Here is a 25,226-nt window from a genome sequence, read left to right as displayed (position 1 = left end):
GCCCGACGGGACACTCGCCCTGATCCCGGCCTGGATGAGCGAGGATATTGCTCGCTCTGCAACGCTCACAGCAAGCCCTCGGTTGGCTGTCGAAAGGCTCGTCGAGCTGCGGGCGCGAATCGATGTGCTTATCGCCTCTCAAGGCGGGGCATGGCCCCCGCGTGAAGGAGGGGATCATGCAACCAAGACGCCACTTGCAACGGGGCCTGTTCGAGGAGGATCGCCAGACGCCGGAGATTCCGGCGTCGCAGAGAAGCACTCTCGTCCGCCTGATCGAGGGGCTGCTGGTCGAGGCCCTCGCCGACGGCGCCAATATCGAGACGGGCACGCCAACCACAGAGACGAGGGAGGCCGCTGATGAGCAAGATCACGCCTGAGCACCTCGCCCGTCAGGCCGTCGTCTACATCCGTCAGTCGACGCCTGATCAGGTCGTCCACAACCTGGAAAGTAAGCGCCGTCAGTACAATTTGCCGGAGCGCGCGCGACAGCTGGGCTGGAGCGATGTTGCCGTCATCGATGACGATCTCGGCCGCTCCGGCGGTGGCGTCGCGCGGCCCGGCTTCGAGAAGCTGCTGGCCGCCATCTGTGAGGTCCGCGTCGGGGTCGTGGTCTCGATCGAGGCGTCGCGGCTCGCACGCAACGGTCGTGACTGGCACACGCTGCTTGAGTTCTGCGGTCTCGTCGGCACACTGATCGCCGACGAGGACGGCGTCTACGATCCGCGACAGCCCAACGATCGCCTACTGCTCGGCATGAAGGGCACCATGAGCGAGATGGAGTTGTCGGTACTGCGCCAGCGCTCGCTCGAAGCGCTGAAGCAGAAGGCGCGCCGGGGCGAGCTGTTCATGACGGTCGCCGTCGGCTACGTGCGGGTCGGCCACAACCGCATCGAGAAGGACCCGGATCGGCGCGTCGGCGAGGCGATCGCGCTCGTCTTCGCCAAGTTCACCGAGATGCAGTCGGTGCGTCAGGTGCACCTCTGGTTCAGACACGAGCGCGTTCCGTTGCCCGCCGTCACCTATGGCGCCGAAGGCCGCCTGGTCGAGTGGAAGCTGCCGGTCTACAACACGATCCTGCACATTCTGACCAACCCAATCTATGCCGGCGCGTATGCATTCGGGCGCACCGGCAGCCGCATCAGCATCGAGGCCGGCCGCAAGAAGGTGGTTCGCGGCTTCAAGAAGGAGCGCAAGGATTGGGAGGTGTTGATCCCGAACCATCATGAGGGTTATCTGAGCTGGGCGGACCATGAGAGGAACCTCGGCCTGATTGCGGACAACGCCAACGGCAAGAACCCGATGAGCCGCGGTGCCCTGCGCCGAGGTGAGGCTCTGCTCGCCGGCCTGCTGCGCTGTGGCCATTGTGGGCGCAAACTTCACGTCGCCTACTCCGGCAAGAACGGCAACACCGGTCGCTACCATTGTCGGGGCGGCGCCAACAATCATGGCGGTGACCCTTGCATCTCGTTCGGCGGCATGCGGATCGATCGTGACGTGGCCGCCGAGGTGATCGAGCGCCTGCAGCCGCTCGGTATCGAGGCGGCACTCGCCGCGCAGGCTGCGCGCAGCCGTGCGAACGAAGACAAACGCGGCCAAGTCGAGCTGGCGCTGGAGCAGGCTCGCTATGAGGTGGGGCGCGCGCGCCGCCAATACGATGCCGTCGATCCCGACAACCGCCTCGTCGCCGCCGAGCTGGAAAAGCGATGGAACGACCGGCTGGCGGTCGTGCGCAATCTGGAGACCGAGCTGGAGGGACTGACGGCTTCGCCCGCTGTTGATCTCACACCTGCTGACAGGGAGCGGCTGATGACGCTAGGCGCCGACCTGGAGCGTGCTTGGTCAAGTGCCGGCGTGGCACCCGAGACGCGCAAGCGGATCGTGCGAACGCTGATCGACGAGATCGTCGTCCGCGTCGAGGACAACGCGCTCGATCTGGTGATCCGCTGGCACGGCGGCGACCACTCCGCTCTCAAGGTCAAGAAGAATCGCTCCGGCCAGCACCGCTGGAGCGCAACGGGAGAGACAGTCGATCTCGTGCGCGTGCTGGCGCGGCAGATGCCGGACAAAGCAATCGCGTCGGTGCTCAACCGCTCCGGCAAGACCACGGGGCGCGGCAATGGCTGGACCAAGTCGCGAGTGTGCAGCTTGCGCAGCCACAACGACATCGCAGCCTATCGCGAAGGCGAGCGCCGCGACCGCGGCGAGGTCACTCTGGACGAGGCGGCCGCGGCCCTCTCCGTCAGCCCGTCAACCGTGCGACGTCTGATCAAGGACGGCCAGCTCGCGGCGAGCCAGCTTTGCAAAGGGGCACCTTGGATCATCAAAGCAGCCGATCTTGAGCGTCCTGACGTCAAACGAGCTGCCACCGCGCGGCGCCTCAGACGTCCGCCGTCCGGCAATCCGCTACAAAAAGAACTGGAACTCTAACGAGATAGAAAGGTGAGCATTATGAAGCGGGCTCGGTTGCCCCGGTGATGAGCAAATTCTCGTTGCGGCGGATCCAGTCACCGACGATGAGCCTGGCGAAGACGGCGCGATCGATGCCGCGTGGCGTGCGCCAATCGACATCTTCCACGCATGCGGTCTGGCGCAGCGCGGCGAACTTGAGGCGGGTCGTAAGACGTTTGGTGTCGCGCTCGGCGGCTTCGCGATCGACCAGCAATCCGACGCGCTCCTCGAACGACAGGGCGTCGAGATCAGGTGATCGTCGCTGCTCTTCGAGGGCTTTGGCCATTCCGGTCAAGCCAAGCGTAATCAGCCGTTCATGGGTGGGGTGCGTCAGCATTGAGATCTCCCTGTTCAGTGGAAATAGCCCTGACCGCGGATGTTGCCGTGGCGCAGGGGCTGGTGATCGGACGTCTCGTCGAGGAAACCGCGATCAAGGCCGTTCTTGAGGATCGAACGGATCGAGGCGACGGATCGAGCCTTGATGAGGATGCCGCGTCGGCAGGCCGCATCGAGGCGCGCATTGTCGTAGCTCCTGGCCAGCGACAGGATGCCAAGGCATGTCCGAAAGCCTTGCTCGGGATGCGGCCGGGCATCGATGACGATCTGGAAGAACGCGGCGGTCGAGGGACCGATCTTCTCGCCGGCCGCAATCAGGCCTCCCGGCGTCCACTTGCCGTAGCGGCGATGCGCGCTCGGCATATGATCGGCGATCGTGGTGTGGCCGCGCCGGTTGGGCGCACGGGGGTGGCTCGCGACCCTCTGACCCCTGTGGAAGATCTCGACGGTCTTGTCGGCGATGCGCACATCGACGAGTTCTCGGATCAACCGGTAAGGGGTGGAATACCAATGACCATCGATCTCGACATGATAATCGGGGGCGACGCAGCAACGCTTCCAGCGCGCAAAGACGTAGGGCTGGTCCGGCAGTTTTGCGAGTTTGAGACGATCGATCTCGGCGAACAGTTCGGCGCGGCTGGAGCCAAAACCGCGCATCTGGCGGGCATTGAGTTCGACGAGCAGCACCTGAATTGCGGCATTAAGTTCCGCCAGGGAAAAGAAACGCTGGTTGCGCAGGCGAGCCAGGATCCAGCGCTGCGCGATCTGCACGGCGACCTCAACCTTGGCCTTGTCCTTTGGCCGCCTCGGCCGGGCCGCCAGGATCGCGGTGCCATAATGGGCAGCCATCTCGGCATAGGTGCGGTTGATCCCGGGATCGTAGCGATCGGGGTTGGTCACGGCGGCCTTGAGATTATCGCAGACTACGAACTTCGGCACGCCGCCGAGATACTTGAACAGATTGGTATGCACGCCGATCCAGTCGGACAGGCTCTCGCTTGGGCAGGCCTCGGCGTAGGTGTAGTTCGAGGCTCCCATCGCCGCCACGAACAGCTTCATGGCGCGCACTTCGCCGGTGACGGGATCGAAGATGTCGATGGTGTCGCCGGCGAAATCGACGAACACCTTCTCCCCAGCCACGTGGGTTTGACGCATGCTGGGGCGCGTGCGCTGCTTCCAGGCCTCGAAGGTCGTGCAAAACCAGGTATAGCCAAAGCCGTCCGGATTGGCGGCGCGATACTCTTCCCACAACAGCAGGCGGGTCACGCTGCGCCGGCGCAGTTCCTTCTCCACATAAACCCAATCGGGGGCTGGTCGCCGGTCGCTCTGCGAGGCTGCCGTGGGCGCCGGGAACAGCAACAGCTCCAGCCCCTCGTCGTCCATGCCCTCCGGCAGCGGCCAGCTCAGCCCTGCAAGGCGCGCGCGCCGCACATAACCATGCACGACGCCATTGCTCACCCCCAACATCCGCGCGATGACGCGCTCGGTCAGGCCCTGCTGCCTCAAACGTAGAACTTCTCGGATCCGGCGCATCGACAATCTCTCGGTAGGCATCAGGCTTCCTCATTCGTTGAATGAGAAATCCGTAGCTCGGTTGAGTTGTCGGCCGAAGCGTCCGGCACCGCCAAAAGGTGCTCACGATCGCCTGAAATCGCTGCTCACGATCCTCTGAAATCGTTGCTCACGATCCCGCGAAATCCCTGCTCACGATCGTCTGAAATCCGTGCTCACGATCCTCTGAAACACGCATCAAGCGACGCTGACGTTGCACAAAACGCGAGATCTTCTGGTCAAGCAGCGGACGATGACAGTCAATGCTTTGCGCAGTCATCTGGCGGAGTTCGGGATTATTGTCGCCAAGGGCATCGGGCATGTCAGCGATTTGCTCCAATTGGCTGAAACGGACGCGAGGCTTCCGAGTGTAGCCAATGCAGCGGTGAAGGCCTTGGCGCATCAAATCGACGCGATTGATCAATCGCTCGACGATCTTGAGAAGGAGATCGCCAACGCTCATTCACGAAGCGAGATTAGCCAGTTGCTCGTTGAAATTCCTGGCGTCGGCAAACTCACTGCTACGGTGATCTCCGCCAGCATGCCAGATCCGAATGTCTTCAGATCGGGACGCGATTTTGCCGCTTGGCTTGGCCTTACGCCAAGGCAAAACTCAAGCGGAGGCAAGCCATCGCTCGGGGCCATCACCAAGCAGGGGAATCAATACATAAGGAAACTGCTCGTGCTCGCGGGGACGTCGCTGCTAAATGTCGTGGGCAAACGTAAGGGCGTCTTGCGGGACTGGATCGTCGGGCTGTTGGCGAAAAAGCCCGCGCGCCTCGTGACGGTCGCAATTGCGAACAAGCTCGCTCGGATCATCTGGGCGATGATGAAGACCGGCGAAAGCTTCCGCACCGAGATGTTCATGAAAGCATGAACAATCCACTCGTCTCTGGATGGAGCATTCTAAAGGGAGATCTGTAGTCTCAAGTTTGGTGAGCACGGCGAGACATGATGAATGACACGGTCATTACCGAAGACCAGGAAAAACCCGACCAGTCGTCTGAGCGTAAAGCTCGCATCCTTGATGCGGTTCCCGGTCGTCGGATTTCATCAGGGCCAGCGGAGGCATAATCTCTGCATTAACAGGCCGGACATACGATCGAAGCCGACCAAGTCGTTCAAAATGTCAAAAAGTGCTTGCCATCAGAGGCCGTCCACATACGACGACTGGGGACCCGAACCGCTCACCGCCGACCAGCGCCGCGATCTGCTTGAGATCGTCGATGATCGCTACGACAAGGGATCCTTGTTGATCACAAGTCAGGTCCCCGTGCCGCAATGGCATGACGTCATTGCCGATCCCACCCTCGGCGATGCGATATTGGATCGCATCATTCACAATGCACACCGCATCGAGCTCAAAGGCGACAGCCTGCGCCGTCAGGCCGGCGAAAAGAAAAAACCATGATCGCCTCACGCCCGATCGCCCCGCCGGCCCACAGGCCCCTCCCATGGACCGCCGGGACGATCTCCAAACCAACCCGCCAGCCTTGACCAGGAGGCCATTTCCAGCACACATACACTCGTCAGTCGTGTTCGTCTCCGGACGTGATCGCGATCACTGGAATCCGTGATCACCATCACCTGGAACACCTGATCACCATCCCTGGAATGCGCAGGCATTGCTCGAAGGCCAGGCCGGCAAGGCTCTCCTCGCCGACAAAGCCTATGACAGCAATGCCTTTCGTGCCCTCATCGCCGACATGAATGCCGAGGCGGTGATCCCCTCAAACCGCAGCCGCAAGATCCTGATCCCGCACGATGCCGCGGCTTACAAGCATCGCAACCGCATCGAGCGCTGCTTCAACCACCTCAAGCACTTCCGCCGCTTCGCGACACGGTGCGCTGCTGCGTATCGTTAGACCTAAAATTGTACTCGCTCCAAGTGAGGAATTCTAGTATGTAACAACGTATCTCCAGCGTTGTTACTCGCCGATTGACGATGCCTCCCGTGATCAACCATCCTCCCTCTTTTCCGTTGCTGAACGTCTTGGTTGGCGACGATGAAGCCGGCCGGCTTTTCTGCAACGCTGCGGAAATAGAGGCGATGCTTCGGGTCGAGGCGGCGCTCGCTGGGGCTGAGGCCGACCTGGGCTTGATTGAGAACGAAGCGGCACAACGGATTGCTGACGTTTGCCGGGATTTGAGCGTCGACTGGGACAGCTTGGCAGCGGGTCTCGCGCGGGATGGCGTCGTAGTGCCGGACCTCGTACGACAGTTGCGCGCTGCCGTTGGTGAGAGGTACGCACAAGCGGTCCATCTTGGCGCGACCAGCCAGGACATCGTGGACACCGGCCTCGCATTGCGCCTAAAGGATCTCGCAGCACTCCTGCTCGACCGGCTCGACGCGGTAATCGGTGCGCTTGCCGAGCTAAGGCGGCGCGACGGTGCTGTTCCACTGATCGCCAGAACCCGAATGCAACGGGCTCGACCATTCACTGCGGGTGCTAAGCTTGCTACCTGGATCGCTCCGCTCGAGCATTACCATGCGGCTCTTCGCGACCTCATGCCCCGGCTGCTCGTTATTCAATTCGGTGGGCCGATCGGGACTCGCGAAGACTTGCGGGGACAAGGCGATGCCGTCGCCGACGCCATGGCCTCGCGGCTCATGCTAGGCTCCACCCCACCATGGCACGCGCAGCGTGATCGTATCGGGACATTCGCAAGCTGGCTATCGCTGGTATCTGGAACTCTAGGCAAGATCGGTCAAGACATTGTTCTCATGACGCAGAACGAGGTGGATGAAATTCGTCTCGGTTCATCGGGAGGCGGCTCTTCATCCATTCCGCATAAGTCGAACCCCGTTCAGGCCGAGATGCTAGTGACACTGGCGCGCTTCAATGCAGGCTTGCTCGGCCTTCTTCATCAAGCCCTCGTGCACGAGAACGAGAGATCCGGCTCGGCATGGACGCTTGAATGGCTTGTTCTTCCTCAGATGGCAATCTCGACCGCCGCCTCACTGCGAAAGGCTTGTGCTCTACTGGGAGGGTCTGTCCGTTTCGTCGCATCCTCACCCGACTTCCAACGACCGTCGGAACAAAGACTGAAGGACTGAACCTCGACTCGAATGTACAGGCTGCCGCGCCTAATTGATGTACCTTCAAATGCCGGTCTGGACAAAGGCCTGCCTGCGACAGGCCCTCAACAGCTGTGGGGCAAACCGACATAATTCTCGGCCAGCGAAGCCGCGGCGGCTTGCGAGCCCGTCGCGTGATCAAGTTCGGCGATCTGCATATGAGCTGTGAACGTGTCCTGATCCGGGAAGCGATGGAACATAGAGGTCATCCACCAGCTAAACCGCTGAACCCGCCAGATGCGCGCAAGACAAATTGTGGAATATGCGTTCAGTTTGTCTCGCCGGCCGGCACGATAGTGCTCGATGAAACCGGCTGCCAGGCATTTGATATCGGCGACGGCCAGATTCATACCCTTTGCTCCAGTCGGGGGCACAATATGGGCAGCATCTCCGGCGAGGAACAATGACCCGTACTGCATGGGCTCCACAACGAAGCTGCGCATCCGCGTGATCACACGATCGAGGATCGGGCCGCGGGGAAGCCGCTCGCTGTTATCGGCATTCAACCGGACTTCGAGTTCGTCCCATATCTTATCCGCGGGCCAGCTTTTCGCCGCTCCGTCCGGATCACACTGAAGATTGTGCCGACTCAGTCGCTTGTTTCGCATCGAGTAGATAGCGCCACCGCGCTGGTGATGCGCATAGATCAATTCGTGCGATGCCGATGGCGCCTCGGCCAGTATGCTCAGCCAGGCAAAGGGATATTCACGAGATAGCACCGACAGGACGCCGTCGGGAATGGAGGGCCTCGACACTCCGTAGAAGCCATCGCAGCCGGCAATAAAATCGCAACTAATCTCGATCGGTCCTTCGGCGCCGCGGCCGCGTATGCATGGCGCTCCCTCGTCTATGCCTTCAAGGTGAACATCGTCGATCTCGAAGTGCAGCGGATAGTTCTCCTGTTCGAGCGCGGCAAGAAGATCCTTGACGACTTCCTGCTGTCCGTAGACCGTAATAACCTTTCCGCCCGTCAGTTCTGAAAGGTCGATGCGTCGCCGTTCGTTGGCGAAGCGAATCTCGAATCCCTTGTGCAGCAGACCGTCGCGACAAAGCCGATCACCAAGTCCCAGCTCGATCAGAAGATCGCGCGTCGCCTGCTCCATAACGCCGGCGCGAACGCGACCCAGAATGTAGGAACGGCTCCGCTTTTCGAGAATGACCGAATCGATCCCCGCCCTTCTCAACATATATGCCAGCAAGAGCCCGGCAGGCCCCGCGCCAATTATTCCAACTTGTGTTCGTATTTTCACGGGCATGAGCCGTTCCTCAGGTCTTGGAGTCGAGCCATCATTGCGAAGGCGATAAGTGGGGTGGGGATTTTGAAACCGGTCACAGATCAAAAAACACGGTTTCTGCTACTCCCTGCAGATGGATGTCGAAGGGGTAGATTACCTTGTCGTCTCGCGCCTGACGCGGCGCGATGAGCGTCTGCCGGCGGACCTCCCATTCGATGCTTTGAAGCACGGGATCGGCAGCGTTGGCCGGCGCTTCATCCGCGAAATACATGCGGGTGTGCAGACCAATATTGATGCCGCGCGCCACGATCCAGAGATTGACGTGGGGAGCCATATGATCTCCAAGTCGCCCGCGCACGGCCCCCGGTTTGATGGTATCGAAGGCATAGATACCTGCCTCGGCATCGAAACAGGCCCGACCATATCCAACAAAGCCTTCATCGAGCGCCTTGTCCTGACAATCGCCCGGATGTCGATAGCGTCCGCCGGCATTCGCCTGCCAGAGTTCGATCAACCCATCCAGCACTGGGGTGTTCAAACCATCGAATATCCGCGCCTCGATGCGAATGCGCTCGCCGCGGGTATTGGCGTCCGTAAGGACCGAACCGAACAGCGTCTTGAATGTGGTGATACCGGCATACTGCGGGGCGAGACCGATATGTAGATAAGGTCCGGCCGTTTGCGAGGCGGTTTCGGTCAGAAGCTTGACTGGGTCGATCACGTGTCATCTCCTCGTGCATTTTCGAACCAGGTCGCCCGTCGCCCTCTGAGCACGATATCGAATCGATAGGCACGGCTATCCATCGTCACAAATCGCGCCTCGTCCTGTACGGCGATGAGACGGTCGATCTGCGCCGAGGTCGGAATCGTTCCCACGATGGGACACGATCGGATCAGAGGGTCGCCCTCGAAATACATTTGAGTGATCAGACGTTGGGCCCATCCCGATCCGGAGATCGAGAAGTGGATATGTGCGGGACGCCAGTCCAGGCCGACCGGATAGGCTCCCGGACGGATCGTGCGGAAGCGATAGTGACCTTCGGCATCGGTAAGGGTGCGACCGTTACCCCCGAAGTTGGGATCGAGCGGCGCGAGATACTGATCCTTTTTGTGCCGGTAGCGACCGCTCGCATTGGCCTGCCAAATCTCAATAAGGGCGCCCGGCACGGCTCGCCCCCATTGATCCAGCACATAACCATGAATGATTATCCGCTCCCCAAGCGGAAGCCCGTCCTGGGCTCCATTGAGGATCAGATCATTGTCGGCGCGCTCGAAAGCGACCTGGTCGAAGGTTGGACCCGTTATTTCCGAAAGGGTGCTCGCCAGGGGAATCAGAGATCTCCGGGGTGAGCGCAACTCAGAGAAACGATACTTCGGCGTGTAGGTTGCAGGATGAACATTGAGATCGCGCGGAATAAACTCGCCGAAGCTATCGTGTTTTTTCATTCTATCGTCTCCTCGCAGGCGGCGCGCCCGCCGTCAATTAATGCCGAGCGCTACCGCCGGTTCTTCTCAAGCAATTCACGGGCATCTTGAAGCAGGCGTTTTCCGTCGCCACCCTTTTTTGCAATCTCGGCGAACCAAGCGTCGTAAACCTTCTCGCTTGCCGCCTGCCAGCGCTTTAATTCATCCTGCGACAGGGAGGTCACCTTATCGCCGTTCTCGATGGCCTGCTTTCTGAAAGGCTCGACGACGTCGTCGAAGGCTCGCCGCCCGGCCTGCCCGGACATCTCGATCCCTCCATTTTCATCGATGACCTTCTGCAGGTCGGCTGGGAGGGACTTGTATTTGTTCTCGTTCATGACGAAGGCAAAAATGGAGTTCGAGAACTTTCCCGCGTCCGCCGGCGTCTCCAAAGAGAATTTGGCAATTTCCTGAAATTTCACCGCCGGCACGCCCTCCCAAGGCACCATAGCGCCATCGACGACGCCCTTGGTCATCGATTCAGGTACCTGCGGCAGCGGCATCTGCACGGGAGTTGCGCCAAGCGCTGTCAACATCACCGCATTGACGCGATTGGCGGCACGGATCTTGAGTCCCTTAAGATCCTCCAGCGTCGCTACCGACTTGGAAGTGGAGTGGAGCACCGCGCCATCGTGTACATGCATGAAGATCGGGTGAACGCCTCTCAATTCATCCTTCGAATTCTTCTCCATGTAGGCCCACAAAGCGCGGCTGCCTTCCTCGGCGGAGCGGATGAGGAACGGAAGTTCAAATACCTCCGACTTCGTGAAACGTCCCGCCTGATAGCTGAGGACGGTCCACACGATGTCGACGGCGCCATCGCGCGCCTGATCAAACAACTGGGCAGGCGTCCCGCCAAGTTGCATGGCTGGATAGATCTGGCACTGCAACCGCCCGTTCGAGTCCTTGTTGATCTTATCGCACCATGGCTTGATCAAGTTCGTATGGGCGTTCGAGGTTGCCGGCAGGAAATGATGAACCTTGAGCGTCGTCGTCTGGGCGCTCGCGGACTGAACGGCAACGACAGCAAAGATGCTTGCAAATCCGAGAGCTCGTAGTCTTGTCTTGATCATGATCGCTTCTCCTCCTCGGTGACTTGTTCAGTAGAGATCACTAATGAAATGCACGCACCAGAAACAACGATATGCCCGGTATAAATACCAGCAGGATGAGGCGTATGGCGTCCGACAGCAGGAAAGGCATTACGCCCTTGAAGGTCTGGGTGAGGGGAACGTCCTTGGCGAGACGGTTGATGATGTAGACGTTCATGCCGATAGGCGGATGAACCAGACCGATCTCGACCACCATAAGGGCCAGGATGCCGAACCAGATCGACTTCTCGTCGGGCGACAGGCTAAAGAAGTCGAGACCCATAACCATCGGATAAAAGATCGGAATGGTCAGCAGGATCATCGCGAGCGAGTCCATCACCGATCCAAGAAAGATATAGATCAACAGAATTATGAGCATGATAGTGAGTGGCGGCATGCCGCTGCCTTTCGCCCATTCCGCCAGCGTAACCGGCAATTGGGAAAGAGCGAGAGTATGGTTCATCATGTCGGCGCCGAGCAGCACCAGATAGATCATCGCGGTGGTTTGCGCAGTGCCGAGTACGCTTGCCTTCAGGCCCGGTAGTCGCATTCCGCCCGTCGTGACCGCCAAGAAGCCGCATGCCGCCGCGCCCAGCGCGGCCGCTTCCGTTGGCGTCGCCCAGCCGCCATAGATGCCCACAACCACCACCAGGAAGACAAAAAGAACGGGAGAGACTTGCAGAAGGGCTTGAATGCGCTCGGAATTGGAGGCACGTGGGCCCGCAGGCCCCGCGGCAGGATCGAAAGCTACGATGATGCGGATGACCAGCATGTAGCCGAACATCGCAAGCAATCCTGGGACGGCCGCCGCCATGAAGAGCTTGCCGATCGATTCCTGCGTCAAGACCGCGTAGATGATCAACGGAACGGAGGGCGGGATCATGATGCCGAGCGTGCCTCCGGCCGCCAGCGCTCCGGTCGCCAAGCTTCCCGAATAGCCGTATCGGCGCAGTTCGGGTAGAGCCACTTGCCCCATCGTTGCCGCCGTGGCGAGCGAAGAACCGCAGATCGCACCGAAGCCCGCACAGGCGCCCACGGCCGCCATCGCCATGCCGCCGCGCCGGTGGCCGAGAAATGCCCTGACGAATCCGAATAAAAGCCGGCTCAGTCCGCCATGAGTCGCGAATTGCCCCATGAGAAGAAACAACGGGATAACCGCAAGGTCATAGTTCGAGAGCCGTGCGAACGGCAGGTAGTTCAGATTGACGAGGAAGGTTGCGATGCTGCCGTCGGTGAGCAGAAGATATCCCGCCGCACCGGCGACGAACATTGCTACTCCGATCGGCACGCGGAGCGCGAGGAGAAGCATCAATCCGCCGAAAACGAGAAAGGCGGTTTGCGTCCCGCTCATCGTACGCTCCTGTCCAAAGAGCCGTACGCGTTGCGGAGTGATAATGCGGCCATATAAAATCCGGAGGCGGCGAGCAAAACGAAGCCCGGTACCATCAGGATCTGGGGAATCCAGACCGGCCAGGCAAGAATGGTCGAAGTCTCGCCATAGAGCCGCACCGACAAAGCCCCGACAGTGGCGCGCCATCCAAGTAACAGCGCCATTCCCGCCAGCAATAACGATCCGACGCCGTCAAGCATATCAATGGCCCAGCGAGGCAGCGAATTGGTAAAGAAGTCGACCTTGACGTCGCCGCGAGTAAGATGGCACCAAGCAAAAAAGGTCGACACAGAGGAGGCCGCACTGAGCTGCAAAACTTCGACGTCGCCGGGCACCGGAGCTGACCAGAGCTTGCGACCAACGATCGAGACCACCGACATCACGACAAGCGCGACGAGTACGATCCCGCCCGCGATCGCGAGCCATTTGCTGGCAACCATTAACATCTTGCCGATAGGTCCGAACTCTTCACTCGGGCAGGTCCCGATATCGATGCCGGGGTCGTGCATGGCGCCCTCCATAATGCAACTAGTCGAGGCAGAGAGGCGGGATCGTAGCCTCTCCGAGCAGTCTCAGAGGGTTGTCAACGAGGATCGCCGTCCTTACCCGCTCTTCCGGGACGAAAGCCGCGAACGCGTCGAGAAGCTTTCCCGCGTCGGGGAACCGGCCGGCGTCGAAGTACCCCGTGTGGGGCCAATCGCTTCCCCAAAGAAGGCGCTCCGGCGCCACCGCCACGAGCCGGTGCGCGAACGGCACGACATCGGTATAGGGCTGGCCTTGATGGGAAATTCGGTCCGCGCCGCTGATCTTGACCCAGATGTTGTCACGCCCGGCGAGCGAAACCAACACTTCAAAGGAAGGATCATAGAGTCCATGCCGCGGGTCGATGCGGCCGAAATGATCGATGACAACGGGAATGGGGATCGACGCAATCCATGATTCCAGTTCAGGCAACGCGGATCCGGCGAAATGCAGTTCAACGAACCATCCTAGATCGCCAATGCAATGAAGAACATGATCGAACACTGCGCGGTCTAGCGTCCCTCCATGTTGAGGATTGAAGGCAAAGCGCACCCCACGCGCTCCTGCGCGATGCAGAGCGCGACAGCTTTCCGGGGTCGCCGTACCGTCAAGCCGGACCACGGCGAGATATTGGCCCTCCGAACGCGCGGTCGCGTCGAGATCGACGGTGTTGTCGAACCCGTGCGTATTGGCGTGCACGACGAAGCCACGCTCGATGCCCAAGGCCTGATGAAAACTGCGGCAGGCCTCGAACGAGGCGTCAGGTGGGGTGTATTTACGGTTCGCGGCAAAGGGAAACCTATTCTGCGGCCCGAGAACGTGGAAATGAGTATCCCAGCTGCCTGCGGGCAACGACCACGTCGGGCGAGATACCCTCGCCGGAGGTCCGAGACAGTCCCTTATTACAACTTCGGTGTCCATCAGATCAGCATCTCTCTCCCAAGCGTTGTTTGTAAGTATGCATACTATGATATAAGATGGCAAGCCATGAGCAAAGCCCCTGTCAAACTCCGCCACTCTCCGCCCGATCTTCATGAACGACCGGGCTTTCTGGTACGACGCGCGAACCAGATCCTGATGAGTCTCGCCGAGCAAGAAACCGCGAAGATTGGCCTCACGCCGCCTCAGCATGTCCACCTGCTGGCGCTCGGACGATGGGGCGCACTCGATCAGATCACCCTCGGCAAAGCGCTCGGCATCGACCGTGCGACTGTCGGGCAAGTCGTCGGCCGTCTCGAAGCGCGCGGCTTACTGCAGAGAAAGCTCGACCCGAAAGACGGCCGGCGACGAATCGTCGCGCTAACCTCGCGCGGCCGGGATTTGCTCAAGCCTGCAAACGCGGCGGCTCTCAACGTCTCCGAGCGCCTTCTTGCCGCTCTCGACCAGAGGGAGCGAAAAGAGATTGTACGGCTTCTCACCAAACTCGTGACGGCGTTGGCCGATGAAGCTCCGACGATCGCCGAGCCCGTGGCGGCCACCTCTCGGACTGGGACTGGTACGCGCGCATCGACCGGCGCGCTAAGGGCGCGGAGGCCGCGAAAATTTGCGGGTTTAACCCGAGACTGAAACGGATATCCAAATGCTCCAGTCATTTACATTCGATAGCGCCATCCCACGGGTGGTTTTTGGCGTCGTCGGCCTCGACGTGCTGGCGGCCGAGACTGCTTCGCTCGGCGTGTGCGCCCCACTTCTGGTGACGACACGCCGAGGTGCCGCGAAATGGACCTCGTTTCCGGATTCTTCGCCCTTCGCCATCGCCGGCCTGTACGATGGGGCGGAGGTCCACACTCCTGTCAATGTGACTGAAGATGCACTTCGTTATGCACGATCCGTTAGAGCGGATGGTTTCGTCTCATTCGGAGGCGGCTCATCGATCGGTCTCGGCAAGGCATTGAGCCTACGCACGGGCCTGCCACATCTTGCGATCCCCACCACCTATTCGGGCTCGGAGATGACCTCCATCCTCGGCGAAACCAGCCAGGGCAAGAAACAGACGCACCGCAACCGGGCCATTCTACCAGCGACCGTCCTGTATGATGTATCGAATACCCGAGATTTGCCCACTCCAGTCTCGGTAATGTCGGGCTTGAACGCGATCGCCCATGCAGTCGAGGCGATGTATGCCCAGAATGGAAGCCCGCTGATTTCCGACATCGCCGAACGCGCGATCAGTGCAATGGCGAGAGCCATCCCGAACATCGTTGAAACACCGTCCGATCTCGTTGCCCGCCAGGACGCGCTCTATGGAGCCTGGCTCGCCGGCATATGCCTCAATGCGGCAGGAATGGGGCTTCACCACAAGCTTTGTCACGAATTGGGCGGCGCCTTCGATTTACCTCATGCCGAACTTCACGCGATTCTTCTTCCTCACACGCTTGCGTACAACCAGATCGCAATGGCAGAAGCGTACGGGCGCCTTCAAGCCGCGCTCGGTGATCCCTCGCCGCAGCACCGCTTGTTCGAATTTGCTAGAGTGGACGGAATTCCCCGCTCCCTGGCCACCCTCAAAATGCCGCGAGAGGGCATCGATTCGACAGTCGCACGGGTATTATCGAATCCATATTGGAATCCGCGTCCGCTGGAGGCAGCTCCTCTCCGCGACCTTATCGAACGCGCCTGGAATGGCGCGGTTCCCGACTCGCCAATGTAGAGACAACCGAACTTTTGCAAGAAGCATCGCCGCCAGTGGCGCCATGCGGCGATATCGATCCAACCTCGGCGATCAAGCCGAAAGGCGCAATCATCCGGCTCGTCGCGCGATACCCTACAATCGCTATCGTCCGAAATGCGATTTAACCGCAAAAGCCGCAATCATGGCAACGAGTTGCACCTCGCAACGCCTGTAATGGCAATCGCTGACTGGATGGTTGCGTCGTCGAGCTGTATCGCCAAGCTCGTCCAAATATCAGGCAGGGCGAATATAGGACCCAGCCGCTACCGCGAAGCCGCCTGCCTCGCCGCCGCAGTTGCGCGATTCGTTGAATCAGAAGTATAGGATTTGTATGGGTTAGAAATCTCGCGCCGGTAAGGATTGTCTGGTTATGATCTGAGATCGTTGAATGTGATTGCAAGCGCATCAGGCGCTCGACCCGGTGCTGACCGCAATCGATACACAAGCAAGCTCATCGCAGACCAGCAGGCCCGTACCATCGCCGATGTGTTGAATAACGACGCATCCGCGCGCGTTGGATGGTCGCTGGCTGCGGGATCCGGCTATCTCGAATTTTCGATGCGCAGATTTCTCGTGAATAGTTCGGATTTGACTTTCAATGGACTTGCGGGTGTGACGCCGATCGCCGGTTTTCCCCCTGAAAGCCTCGAACGAATCGAAGCCCTCAAAGGTCCAAGCGCCATGCTTAATGGCGCCAGCCTTCATGGAAGCCTGGGAGGGGCGATCAACGCCGTGCCCAAGCGCGCGCTCGACACGCCGGTGACACAACTGACGGCGACATACGACTCGAGAAGCCAGCTCGGCACCCATATCGATTTCGGACGGCGGTTTGGTGACGCGAAAGAGTTCGGCATGCGGTTCAACGGCGTCTATCGAAACGGAGGCACTCCGCTCGACAGACAGTGCGCTCTCGCTCTGGACTATTGCGGCGAGCGATTCCGAATGTCAGTGGACCTCGGCTATCATGATCAAACGCGAGATCAGCCTCTAAACAAGATGAGCGTACGGCCCGGATTCTCCATCCCTGCGCCACCCGCTCCGGGGTCCAATTTCCAGCAGCCTTGGGGATACATGGGAATTACGGACCGCTATGGCATCGTCCGAGCCGAATACGGCCTTGCGCCAAGCTGGACAGTTTTCGCTGCCATTGGGCGAAGAACCTCCCAGAGCGAAACGCTCGACTCGATTAGCTCTCTTATCAACGCGAGGGGCGATATCGCGCAGACCTTTGCTTAAGGGAAGCTAGTAGAAGAGGATAGAAGCTGGATCTGGATCGATAATTTCAAAGATTCGCGTGTCGCCCGCAGTTTCATTAGCCATAAGTATGACGCAGCGCTCAAATCTGAGATCGCGCTCCTCGTTGGCGAGAATGCGTGATGGCCAAGAAAACCACACGCCGCGATCGCGTTGTCGCCGCCGGTCAGTTGTTGTTCGGCGAGACGCGTTGGCAAAGCCCGCTGGCGCGTCTTTCCGGCTTGTCGCCGGCGCTGATGCAAAAGATCGCCGACGGCACCCGCGAGGTGACGGATGACGTCTACAGCAAGGTTGCGCAGGCCCTGCTCGGGGAGATCGAGCGCATGAATAAGGCGACCAACCGCGTCGGTGAAATCGCCGGCGCGATGCTGGCAGATCTGGATGGCGAGAAATGACCAAAATTCTTGACATGATGGCCCGCGAACACGCTGCAGCAGAGTCTGCGCGGCGGCTATTCTCCGCGTCCAGATAGGTCCGCGCAGCCGCGTCGAGGCCAAGGCGTTGGCGCAGCAACTCGCCACGCTGTGCCAAACGATCTGTGCCGCAGCTGCCGATATCAGGAACGCAATGCCCATGAGCTCGCCGCCGCCCAGTGAAACCGCTCTCGTCCGGCACGTCATCGATGCCTGTCAAAATGCCATCAAGCAGGCGGTGACCCAGCCGTCGCGCGTCAACGGTCTCGCCAATGGGCTTGGTGCGGCGCTGAGGTCGCTGCAACTTATCCAAAGCGAGGTTGCCAAGGGCAGCGCCGGCGCTTCGGTCATCATCGACAACGCCGATGCGCTGACTCGTAACGCCCTTAGCGATGTTCTGCGTATTGCGTCGCAGCCAGATGACGCACTGGCTGCGCTGGCGGCAGTGAGCGACGTGGCACCGCCTGCGCCGTCCCCGGCTTTCGATCCGACAAGTCGGCCGCGGGGCAGACCCGCTCCAGCCACTCATTGCTGCCGCTTTTCAGTGAAATCTCGCAGGCCTACATCGACATGCGCATCGAGCGCGACGGTGAAAATCATGCGGACATTTCCATCCTAAAGCTTCGCCGACAAGCGTTTCTGGATGTGGTTGGTGACCGCACGCCCGACAAATACTTCCCGTCCCATCTTCAGGCCTTCGTCAGCAGGATGCAGTACTGGCCGGCGAACGTCACCAAACGTGCGGATATGGAAGGCAAGTCAACTCGCGATGTCTTGGAGGAAAACAAGACCTTCGCGTTGAAGACCATGAAAGATAGCTACGTCGCCAATGTGCGCACGATGATGCGGTATAGCATGCAGGATAATCACTATCGCGATCCATTCGCCGGAGTGAAGATAGCGTATCCGCAGACACTGATACCATCCAAGCCACGCGAAGGGGTGGCCATGGATGTTACCAATCGGGTTTTCCGCAACGGTGTCGCGTCCGGCTTTCTCGACGAGGCCATGCTGCCGCTGCTCGCCAAGCTCACGTCGCGTCGTCTTGGACTTCTCACGTTCCTACGCGCTGACGACATCCGCCAGAAAGACGATGTCTGGATCGCGCAAACCGACGGCATCGTGGAGGTCAAGGACGAGAAAACGGGCAAGAAGTCGTGGCGGCGCGTTCCGATCAAGACCTCGGAATCGATGACATTCTACGTCCTGCACAACTACCTCGATGAGATCGGTTTCGTTGCATGGATGCGCTCGCGCAAGGGCTTCATCTTTGAGGCGGCGCGCGAACACCCCGACCCCTCGAAATACATGTCGAAAACGATGCAGAATCATATGAAACGCTGCGGTGCCAAGGGAGGTGAGGTTTTCCATTCGCTGCGTGGTGACGCGATCGACGAGATGCGGGGGGCGGACATCGAGGGTCGTGCGCGCCGGCTGCAGTCAGGACATGAACAGTGCACGACAACTACGGTTTCCGCGCGCTCACGGCCAAACAATGCCAGTACCTCGCCAGTAGGCCGCTTCAGGAGGGAATCGACTGGTCTGTATTCAGGGGGCTTGATTTCGATGCGAGGTGCCGTCGCGGAGTTGGTAGGAATTGAGGGTGGCGTAGTCTCCGGGGTGATCAACCTCGAATCATCCGGCGTTGAAGCGTCGGACTGGAGACTACGCCATGACCAAGCTTACCACGAAGCCTGATTCCATGCAGCCTGCGACTGAGATGGCTGTTGATCCTTTCGATAACTGGTTCGACCCGATCGAGACCGAGGTACGGGCTCGGGCGCGTCAATTCATCGAAGAGCTGATCCGCGGCGAGCTCGATACCGCGCTGGCCCGGCCGCGTTACGAACGAAGCAAGATGGCCGGCAACGAAGCAGGAGCCTGCGTCACGGGCCACCGTCATGGCAGCCGGACGCGCTCGCTGACGGGCACGTTCGGGCCGATCGAGATCGCGGTGCCGCGGGCCCGGCTGACCACTTCGGAAGGCAAGACGACGGAATGGAAGAGCCAGGCGCTGCGGGCCTATCAGCGGCGCACGCTTGCCGCCGATGCGCTGATCGCGAGCACCTATCTCGCCGGCACCAATACCCGGCGGGTGCGTCGCGCGCTGGCGGCGTTGTTCGGCGGGACAGTCGGCAAGGACACGGTGAGCCGGACGTGGCGCAAGGTGAAGAGCGACTGGGATGCCTGGAACACCCGCTCACTGGCCGAGGATCCGATCGTGCGCCTGATCCTCGACGGCACCGTCGTTCGCGTGCGGCTCGACCGCAAGGCGACCTCGATCTCGCTCCTCGTTGTCCTGGGCGTGCGCGCCGACGGCCAGAAGGTGCTGCTCGCGATCAAGAGCATGGGCGGAGAGAGCGCCGAGGCGTGGCGCACTGTCCTCGACGATCTAATTAGGCGCGGGCTACGGCGGCCCGAGTTCCTCATCGTCGATGGCGCGCCGGGGCTCGACAAGGCCATTGCCTCGGTCTGGGACGGAGTGCCGGTCCAGCGCTGCACGGTCCACAAGCACAGGAACCTTTTCGCGCATGCACCCGAGCGCCTGCATGACGAGATCACCGCGGATTACAACGACATGATCTACGCGACGACACCTGAGGAGATAGAGGTCCGCCGCAAGGCCTTCATTCGCAAATGGAGGCTCAAGCACCGCGCTGTCGCCGACAGCCTGGAAGAGGCAGGGGAACGCTTGTTCACCTTCACTCGCTTGCCGCCGAGCCAATGGCGCAGTGTACGCACCACGGATGAGATCGACAAGTCTTTTCTGCGCGATCTGTTACGGATGAGATCGACAAGTCTTTTCTGCGCGATCTGTTAAGCTGGAATGACACGTGTGACGCTTGGCAAGAGCCTGGCTCGAGAATGTCAGCCCGGCTGCGCAGCTCTCCTCATTGGCGCTCATCTCTGGCGGCGCCCGTGCGCCGCTTTCCAGGACCACGCCGCTGCCATCGGCTGACGAACTGTTCGTAGACCTGTTCAGCATGGCGCGCGACATCGATCTCCCGATCCCGCAACTCCTTGATGTTATAAGCGTAGGCTGCGCCACGCTTGTTTCCCTTTCTTGCCGGTTGGCCGGCCTGCAGCTCCATCGCGCGGAGTTTGTTGGCAACCAGCGCTGGACGCGCCCATTGGTAATCTGCATCCCTGGTCAGCAGATGCCAGCAGAGCACCGCGAGCTTGCGTGCGACGGCGACTGCTGCGACCTGATGACCACGCCGGGCTCGGATCCGGAGGAAGAATGACCGCAGCGGGCCTGGTGCCTTGGAGGCGGCCCAGGCTGCCTCCACCAGCATGGCGCGCGCGTGACTGCGGCCGCGCTTGCTGATGCGGCCATGCTGCGCCAGCCCAAGGCCCGATTGGCGCACCCGCGGATTGAGCCCGACATAGCTGACAAGCTTCTGCGGCGAGCAAAAGCGGCCGATGTCGCCGATCGCCGCGACGAGACCTGCGGCTACGATGATGTTGACGCCAGTAATGGTCAGGAGGCGTTTGACGGCCGGATCTTCGATCACTTTCTCGGCGATTTCGCGGTCGAGAAGCTCGAGGTCTTCGGCGAGCCGGTCAAGCTCACGCAGATGCCGATCGATGGCGGCCTTCTCATCGTCCGGCAGTGCTTGGCGTCCGAGCCAGCTCCGACCCAACCGACCAAACAAATCGGCATGAGGGCACGGCGGGATAAGGTGCGCCTGCAGGATGGCATGTATCTCGTTCTTGATTCGGGTTCGATGCCGAACGATCTGATTGCGACGTGCCACCAGGCGACGCAGACGTTCGGTATCCGCATCGGGTATCCAGACCTCAGGCAGGAACCCCGCTGCCCGCAGCGACGCCAGAACGCCCGCGTCAATCTTGTCTGTCTTGACGTGAGCATGCGCGATCGCCTTCACTTGCAGCGGGTTGGCGATGATCACGCGCGCGACATACGGACCGAGCACCCGCACCACCGCCATGGCATTGCCGGTCGCCTCGATGACGACTTCGTCTTCTTTGCTTAGACTGCGGCCGAACCCTTCAAGCCCCGAACGAGTCATATCGATCCGCCCGGCGGGACGAAGCCGGCCTGCTTCCCAGAACACCACCTCCGCAAAAGTGCGGTGGATGTCCATGCCGAGTACACGTTGCATCTTCTGCTCCTCTCATTTGGTTCGACGGGAGCAGTGGGCCACACGACAACTACGGATCCGCGCTCACAGCGCAACCGGGTGGGTCGCAGGGGCGGCCAGCTACTAACACGAGCTCACGGCTCATCGTACAGATCGGCCTGCCCACTGACGTGCTCCCGGTGCCCCTCGTCCCGGATGGTCACACCATACGCCAGGATCAACGCGATCCAAGCCAGATGAGCGGGCACCGGGATCCTCATACCGGTTACGAATGCAATCGAGCGTCTGCACGAAGAATTCAAGCGACGGATCAAGACTCAAACCGTTCTGCCATCCGCCGACACCGCCGCGATGTTGTTCTGGGCGCTGCTCGCTTCAGGACAGATCAACATGCGCAAGGTGGATGGGTGGCAGACGCTTTCCACAAAACCCATTGATCAGCCGATTGACCTTGCCGCCTGAAACGATACCTTCATGTTACCGGAGAACGCGCCACTGAATTCCAACCGCATTCCGGACGGCACCCGATGCGATGGCGGCTCGCCGCGCGTGCCCGCGGCCGTCGGCCGAAGCTGGAGGATTGATCACATGGTAGCAGGTCAGCTCAAGCACCCTGCTGGCTATGTCGTGCCTCCTTCAAACGAGGGCACGATCTCCTCACCCGAGTCGTTGAGACATTCTGCGTCTGGGACACGGATACGCTCCTCATCTATCGCCGGGTCTCCGCTTCAAGCGGTTATTGCTTTTGTTGGCAAGGGCGGGCTGGCAAATCCACGACGCTCACAAACCTTGCCGTCGTCGCCGCGCAGAAAAACTATAAAGTTGGTGTCATCGATTGCGATCCGCAGCTATCGAGCTTCGAATGGCGACGCGTCCGAAACAAATCGGATATTCGAGTTTGCCGCTGCAGTGAGAACGAGATCGAGCAGAGTATCGCGCTGGCACAGCGCTGCGGGATTGAAATCCTGCTCATCGATATGCCGCCCGGCGCACGGCATGCTCTCGTAGCGGCGCGTTACGCCGCCTTGGTAATCGTTCCGACGCGTCCGACGTTGTTCGATCTGCGTGTCACCCGAAGCATCGTCCAACTGCTGAAGTCAACGCAGGCGGCCTATGCGATCATCATCAATGCGGCACCGCCTCGGCGGCGCGATGGAGATGCGCCAGCGGTGCGTGAAACCCGCGAGGTTCTAGCTCCAGTAGCAAGGCGTGTCTGGTCACGGCAGATCACGCACAGACTGTCGGTGGTCTGTCCGTCGTCAGGTAATTTGAGACAGATGGCAGGCTGATTTAGGAGAGTTGGAGTCCAGTTTAATGATGCTTGGGCGACATTGCCAAATGGCTTGGGCAAGTTGATTTTTGTGAGTTTTTTGTTTTAGGGTCGCGGCTGTTCGGACAAGGACTGCTGGGATATGCCCATCGAACATGATCCGACGCTGGTTGCCCTGTCACTGCTCGTGGCAATACAGGCAAGCTACGTCGGTTTGAATCTGGCGCTTCGCGTTTCGCAGGCGTTCGCGCTGAATCGCCGCCTGCTGATCGCCGGTGCTGCGCTGTCCTTTGCGATCGGCATCTGGGCGATGCATTTCGTCGGCATGCTGGCGGCGCGGCTGCCCGTCACCGTCGACTACGTGGTGCTTCCGACGCTGCTGTCGTTCCTCGTTTGCGTGCTGGTGGTCGGAATCGCGGTTTACCTCGCGACATTGCGCTCGCAGCGGCTGCTGTTCATCGCGGCCACGGTGATGGGCGTCGGGATCGCCTCGATGCATTACATCGGGATGCTGGCGCTCCATGCCAGCGCCCACATGATGCACAATCCCGTTTATGTGCTGGCGAGCGTGCTGATCGCCGTTCTGGCGTCGGGCCTCGCGCTGTGGCTGGCATTCGCGTCCGAGACGAGGCCGCCCTTGCTGGTTTGCGCGGCGGTTCTGGGCTGCGCGATTTCGGGAATGCACTACACCGCGATGGCCGGGCTGACGCTGCATCCGATTGTCGGCGCATTGCCGCCGGGCACGCCGGCCATATCCGGCGATCTGCTGGCGGTGATCGTCAGTGTCGTCGCGTTTCTGGTGTCCGGTGTTTTCATGCTGGCGCTGGTTCCGGATCAGCGCGAATCCGCGGCGGACCCGGTGATCGTGCCCGAGGCGAACGAGCCGGATCCCATTCCGGCCCCGATTACGGCGGACAGCGTGACGCCTGTCTCTGGTTCGGTCGCGGAACTCACGGTCGCCGATGCGCCCACGCAGGCGACATCGGATGCTCCCATCTACGAGGCCACCCTGCCGGTGGAGAAGTATCGCGGCAGCCAGACCATCAACACCGCCGACATTTTCTCGGTCCACGCCAACGCACATTATACTTATGTGTTCAACGGCCGGGAGGACATCTTCTGTCCGCTCTCGATCGGCGAGATCATCGCGCGGCTGCCGCCCGATATTTTCTTTCGCGTCCACCGCAGCTACATCGTCAATATTCAGCGCGTCGCGCGTCTGAAGCGCGCGGGCGACAACGGAATTGCCGATCTCGATTCGCCGGTGCGCCGCTCGGTGCCGGTGAGCCGCAGCCGGTTGCCGCAATTGCGCGAGCAGCTCACCGAATATCTGCGAACCAGGGACAATTAAGACAGCGTTGCTGACGCAGTTCGTGCGCAGCTGCCGCTTTTGGTGCCGAAAACCGATCTCTGGTGCTCCTGTTCTTGAATGTTTCTAAACGGCTTGGCCTCCTAGGCAACGCGCTGATGTAAACCGGACCCAACAGAGGTCTGGGGCGTGGGTAACCTGGGGAGGTAACCGTGATTCCTGGTTCATTTGACTACCATCGTCCGAAATCCGTCGCCGATGCCGTCGCGCTTCTGGTGAAGCTCGGCGAAGACGCCCGGCCCCTGGCCGGCGGCCACAGCCTGATCCCGATGATGAAAACCCGGCTGGCCACGCCAGAGCATCTGGTCGATTTGCGCGCCATCGGAGACCTCAAGGGGATCCGGGAAGAGGGCGGCGACATCGTTATCGGAGCGATGACCACCCAGCACACGCTGATCGGTTCCGATCTGCTGGCGGCGAAATTGCCGATCATTCGCGAGACGTCGCTGCTGATCGCCGATCCTCAAATCCGCTACATGGGCACCATCGGCGGCAACGCCGCCAACGGCGATCCGGGCAACGACATGCCCGCGCTGATGCAGTGTCTGGGCGCAAGCTACGAACTCACCGGCCCGAATGGCGTGCGCCGGGTTGCAGCGCGTGAGTTTTATCAGGCGGCGTATTTCACCGCCCTTGAGACCGGCGAAATCCTGACCGCGATTCGCATTCCGGTGCCGCCGGTTGGACATGGCTATGCCTACGAGAAACTGAAACGGAAAATCGGCGACTATGCCACCGCCGCGGCCGCGGTCGTTCTCACCATGAGTGGCGGCAAGTGCACCTCGGCTTCGATCGGGCTGACCAACGTGGCCGATACGCCGCTGTGGGCTGAAGAAGCCGCCAACGCACTGGTCGGCACCGCGCTCGACAAGGCGGCGCTCGACAAGGCCGTCGCGTTGGCCGAGGCGATCACCAGTCCGGCGGCGGATGGCCGCGGTCCTGCCGAATACCGCACCAAGATGGCTGGCGTGATGCTGCGCCGCGCCGCCGAGCGGGCGAAGTCCCGCGCGAAAAACTAGAAATTCAG

Annotated in this window: 23 protein-coding genes and 4 pseudogenes; 17 read left to right on the top strand and 10 right to left on the bottom strand. The window is 60.5% G+C overall.

What is annotated here, in order from left to right:
• Positions 1-176: 176 nt before the first annotated feature.
• The gene (locus CWS35_RS38460) at positions 177-377 is read left to right on the top strand and encodes a hypothetical protein (RefSeq protein WP_151650822.1); all 201 of its coding nucleotides are present in this window, start codon (positions 177-179) and stop codon (positions 375-377) included.
• A complete protein-coding gene (locus CWS35_RS38455; protein ID WP_100951630.1) occupies positions 358-2,427 on the top strand; it encodes a recombinase family protein in 2,070 nt (689 codons plus the stop codon). Before CWS35_RS38460 ends, CWS35_RS38455 begins: the two co-directional genes overlap by 20 nt.
• A 19-nt stretch (positions 2,428-2,446) precedes the next feature.
• On the opposite strand, the gene CWS35_RS38450 is transcribed toward CWS35_RS38455, so the two are convergent.
• Positions 2,447-2,785: an ATP-binding protein gene (locus CWS35_RS38450; protein WP_275938762.1), complete on the bottom strand. Its 339-nt coding sequence runs from the start codon at positions 2,783-2,785 to the stop codon at positions 2,447-2,449.
• Positions 2,786-2,799: 14 nt separating this feature from the next.
• Entirely contained in the window at positions 2,800-4,338 is a 1,539-nt protein-coding gene (gene istA / locus CWS35_RS38445; RefSeq protein WP_100957199.1) for an IS21 family transposase, read from the bottom strand.
• A 202-nt stretch (positions 4,339-4,540) separates the two neighbouring features.
• Between istA and CWS35_RS38440 the strand changes: the two are divergent.
• The 4 genes and pseudogenes from CWS35_RS38440 to CWS35_RS38425 all read left to right on the top strand — a co-directional run.
• A pseudogene (locus CWS35_RS38440) lies at positions 4,541-5,212 on the top strand (IS110 family transposase); the annotation flags it as partial.
• A 288-nt stretch (positions 5,213-5,500) separates the two neighbouring features.
• Positions 5,501-5,746: pseudogene (locus tag CWS35_RS38435) on the top strand (ATP-binding protein); the annotation flags it as partial.
• Between the two features lie 214 nt (positions 5,747-5,960).
• Complete coding sequence (locus CWS35_RS38430) at positions 5,961-6,200, top strand: IS5 family transposase (protein ID WP_051404400.1); 240 nt, start codon at positions 5,961-5,963, stop codon at positions 6,198-6,200.
• Positions 6,201-6,280: 80 nt separating this feature from the next.
• A complete protein-coding gene (locus CWS35_RS38425; protein ID WP_024585202.1) occupies positions 6,281-7,393 on the top strand; it encodes a 3-carboxy-cis,cis-muconate cycloisomerase in 1,113 nt (370 codons plus the stop codon).
• 86 nt (positions 7,394-7,479) lie between these two features.
• Here CWS35_RS38425 and CWS35_RS38420 read toward each other — a convergent pair whose 3' ends face one another.
• The 7 genes from CWS35_RS38420 to CWS35_RS38390 form a co-directional block, all read right to left on the bottom strand.
• The gene (locus CWS35_RS38420; RefSeq protein ID WP_244626177.1) at positions 7,480-8,670 is read right to left on the bottom strand and encodes a 4-hydroxybenzoate 3-monooxygenase; all 1,191 of its coding nucleotides are present in this window, start codon (positions 8,668-8,670) and stop codon (positions 7,480-7,482) included.
• A gap of 73 nt (positions 8,671-8,743) precedes the next feature.
• Entirely contained in the window at positions 8,744-9,370 is a 627-nt protein-coding gene (pcaG, locus tag CWS35_RS38415; protein WP_024585204.1) for a protocatechuate 3,4-dioxygenase subunit alpha, read from the bottom strand.
• Positions 9,367-10,095, bottom strand: coding sequence for a protocatechuate 3,4-dioxygenase subunit beta (gene pcaH / locus CWS35_RS38410; protein ID WP_024585205.1), 729 nt, complete (start codon positions 10,093-10,095; stop codon positions 9,367-9,369). Before pcaH ends, pcaG begins: the two co-directional genes overlap by 4 nt.
• Before the next feature lie 50 nt (positions 10,096-10,145).
• Positions 10,146-11,186: a TRAP transporter substrate-binding protein gene (locus tag CWS35_RS38405; RefSeq protein ID WP_029880289.1), complete on the bottom strand. Its 1,041-nt coding sequence runs from the start codon at positions 11,184-11,186 to the stop codon at positions 10,146-10,148.
• Positions 11,187-11,226: 40 nt separating this feature from the next.
• Complete coding sequence (locus CWS35_RS38400; RefSeq protein WP_024585207.1) at positions 11,227-12,555, bottom strand: TRAP transporter large permease; 1,329 nt, start codon at positions 12,553-12,555, stop codon at positions 11,227-11,229.
• Positions 12,552-13,103 (bottom strand): TRAP transporter small permease, encoded by a 552-nt coding sequence (locus CWS35_RS38395; protein WP_024585208.1) that lies wholly within the window; start codon positions 13,101-13,103, stop codon positions 12,552-12,554. Before CWS35_RS38395 ends, CWS35_RS38400 begins: the two co-directional genes overlap by 4 nt.
• A 19-nt stretch (positions 13,104-13,122) precedes the next feature.
• Positions 13,123-13,968 carry an amidohydrolase family protein gene (locus CWS35_RS38390; protein ID WP_157817367.1) on the bottom strand — a complete coding sequence of 282 codons (846 nt, stop codon included), beginning with the start codon at positions 13,966-13,968 and terminating at the stop codon, positions 13,123-13,125.
• Between the two features lie 135 nt (positions 13,969-14,103).
• Between CWS35_RS38390 and CWS35_RS38385 the strand changes: the two genes are divergently transcribed.
• From CWS35_RS38385 to CWS35_RS38360, 7 genes and pseudogenes are all read left to right on the top strand, one after another.
• Positions 14,104-14,682 (top strand): MarR family winged helix-turn-helix transcriptional regulator, encoded by a 579-nt coding sequence (locus tag CWS35_RS38385; RefSeq protein ID WP_024585210.1) that lies wholly within the window; start codon positions 14,104-14,106, stop codon positions 14,680-14,682.
• 13 nt (positions 14,683-14,695) lie between these two features.
• A complete protein-coding gene (locus CWS35_RS38380; RefSeq protein WP_024585211.1) occupies positions 14,696-15,766 on the top strand; it encodes a maleylacetate reductase in 1,071 nt (356 codons plus the stop codon).
• A gap of 411 nt (positions 15,767-16,177) precedes the next feature.
• Positions 16,178-17,023: a TonB-dependent receptor plug domain-containing protein gene (locus CWS35_RS38375; protein ID WP_244626193.1), complete on the top strand. Its 846-nt coding sequence runs from the start codon at positions 16,178-16,180 to the stop codon at positions 17,021-17,023.
• Between the two features lie 140 nt (positions 17,024-17,163).
• On the top strand, positions 17,164-17,436 hold the full coding sequence (locus tag CWS35_RS38370) for a hypothetical protein (protein WP_024585213.1): 273 nt from the start codon (positions 17,164-17,166) through the stop codon (positions 17,434-17,436).
• Between the two features lie 106 nt (positions 17,437-17,542).
• Positions 17,543-18,073 (top strand): hypothetical protein, encoded by a 531-nt coding sequence (locus CWS35_RS39765; RefSeq protein ID WP_145987137.1) that lies wholly within the window; start codon positions 17,543-17,545, stop codon positions 18,071-18,073.
• Positions 17,983-19,152, top strand: a complete 1,170-nt coding sequence (locus CWS35_RS38365) for a hypothetical protein (protein WP_100957193.1) — start codon at positions 17,983-17,985, stop codon at positions 19,150-19,152. The genes CWS35_RS39765 and CWS35_RS38365 overlap by 91 nt, the downstream gene beginning before the upstream one ends.
• 4 nt (positions 19,153-19,156) lie before the next feature.
• Positions 19,157-20,215, top strand: a pseudogene (locus CWS35_RS38360) (IS256 family transposase); the annotation flags it as partial.
• Between the two features lie 130 nt (positions 20,216-20,345).
• Here the strand turns inward: CWS35_RS38360 and CWS35_RS38355 are convergent.
• Entirely contained in the window at positions 20,346-21,563 is a 1,218-nt protein-coding gene (locus CWS35_RS38355) for an IS110 family transposase (RefSeq protein ID WP_371682890.1), read from the bottom strand.
• 264 nt (positions 21,564-21,827) lie between these two features.
• On the opposite strand from CWS35_RS38355, the pseudogene CWS35_RS38350 reads away from it, so the two are divergent.
• From CWS35_RS38350 to CWS35_RS38335, 4 genes and pseudogenes are all read left to right on the top strand, one after another.
• Positions 21,828-22,022: pseudogene (locus CWS35_RS38350) on the top strand (IS256 family transposase); the annotation flags it as partial.
• Positions 22,023-22,267: 245 nt separating this feature from the next.
• Positions 22,268-22,849, top strand: a complete 582-nt coding sequence (locus CWS35_RS40765; protein WP_080890817.1) for a ParA family protein — start codon at positions 22,268-22,270, stop codon at positions 22,847-22,849.
• A gap of 123 nt (positions 22,850-22,972) precedes the next feature.
• A complete protein-coding gene (locus tag CWS35_RS38340) occupies positions 22,973-24,181 on the top strand; it encodes an MHYT domain-containing protein (protein ID WP_019200219.1) in 1,209 nt (402 codons plus the stop codon).
• A 170-nt stretch (positions 24,182-24,351) separates the two neighbouring features.
• A complete protein-coding gene (locus tag CWS35_RS38335) occupies positions 24,352-25,218 on the top strand; it encodes a xanthine dehydrogenase family protein subunit M (RefSeq protein WP_019200218.1) in 867 nt (288 codons plus the stop codon).
• Positions 25,219-25,226 lie beyond the last annotated feature (8 nt).

The organism is Bradyrhizobium sp. SK17 (assembly GCF_002831585.1).
Classification (GTDB): Bacteria; Pseudomonadota; Alphaproteobacteria; order Rhizobiales; family Xanthobacteraceae; genus Bradyrhizobium.
Note: the sequence above shows the minus strand (reverse complement) of the source record. Positions and strands in the feature narration are given on the sequence as shown.

Coding starts and splice junctions, on each gene's coding strand:
- CWS35_RS38460 (WP_151650822.1), top strand. CDS start 177: ATGCAACCAAGACGCCACTTGCAACGGGGCCTGTTCGAGGAGGATCGC.
- CWS35_RS38455 (WP_100951630.1), top strand. CDS start 358: ATGAGCAAGATCACGCCTGAGCACCTCGCCCGTCAGGCCGTCGTCTAC.
- CWS35_RS38450 (WP_275938762.1), bottom strand. CDS start 2,785: ATGCTGACGCACCCCACCCATGAACGGCTGATTACGCTTGGCTTGACC.
- istA (WP_100957199.1), bottom strand. CDS start 4,338: ATGCCTACCGAGAGATTGTCGATGCGCCGGATCCGAGAAGTTCTACGT.
- CWS35_RS38425 (WP_024585202.1), top strand. CDS start 6,281: ATGCCTCCCGTGATCAACCATCCTCCCTCTTTTCCGTTGCTGAACGTC.
- CWS35_RS38420 (WP_244626177.1), bottom strand. CDS start 8,670: ATGCCCGTGAAAATACGAACACAAGTTGGAATAATTGGCGCGGGGCCT.
- pcaH (WP_024585205.1), bottom strand. CDS start 10,095: ATGAAAAAACACGATAGCTTCGGCGAGTTTATTCCGCGCGATCTCAAT.
- CWS35_RS38405 (WP_029880289.1), bottom strand. CDS start 11,186: ATGATCAAGACAAGACTACGAGCTCTCGGATTTGCAAGCATCTTTGCT.
- CWS35_RS38400 (WP_024585207.1), bottom strand. CDS start 12,555: ATGAGCGGGACGCAAACCGCCTTTCTCGTTTTCGGCGGATTGATGCTT.
- CWS35_RS38395 (WP_024585208.1), bottom strand. CDS start 13,103: ATGCACGACCCCGGCATCGATATCGGGACCTGCCCGAGTGAAGAGTTC.
- CWS35_RS38385 (WP_024585210.1), top strand. CDS start 14,104: ATGAGCAAAGCCCCTGTCAAACTCCGCCACTCTCCGCCCGATCTTCAT.
- CWS35_RS38380 (WP_024585211.1), top strand. CDS start 14,696: ATGCTCCAGTCATTTACATTCGATAGCGCCATCCCACGGGTGGTTTTT.
- CWS35_RS38370 (WP_024585213.1), top strand. CDS start 17,164: ATGGCCAAGAAAACCACACGCCGCGATCGCGTTGTCGCCGCCGGTCAG.
- CWS35_RS38355 (WP_371682890.1), bottom strand. CDS start 21,563: ATGGACATCCACCGCACTTTTGCGGAGGTGGTGTTCTGGGAAGCAGGC.
- CWS35_RS38340 (WP_019200219.1), top strand. CDS start 22,973: ATGCCCATCGAACATGATCCGACGCTGGTTGCCCTGTCACTGCTCGTG.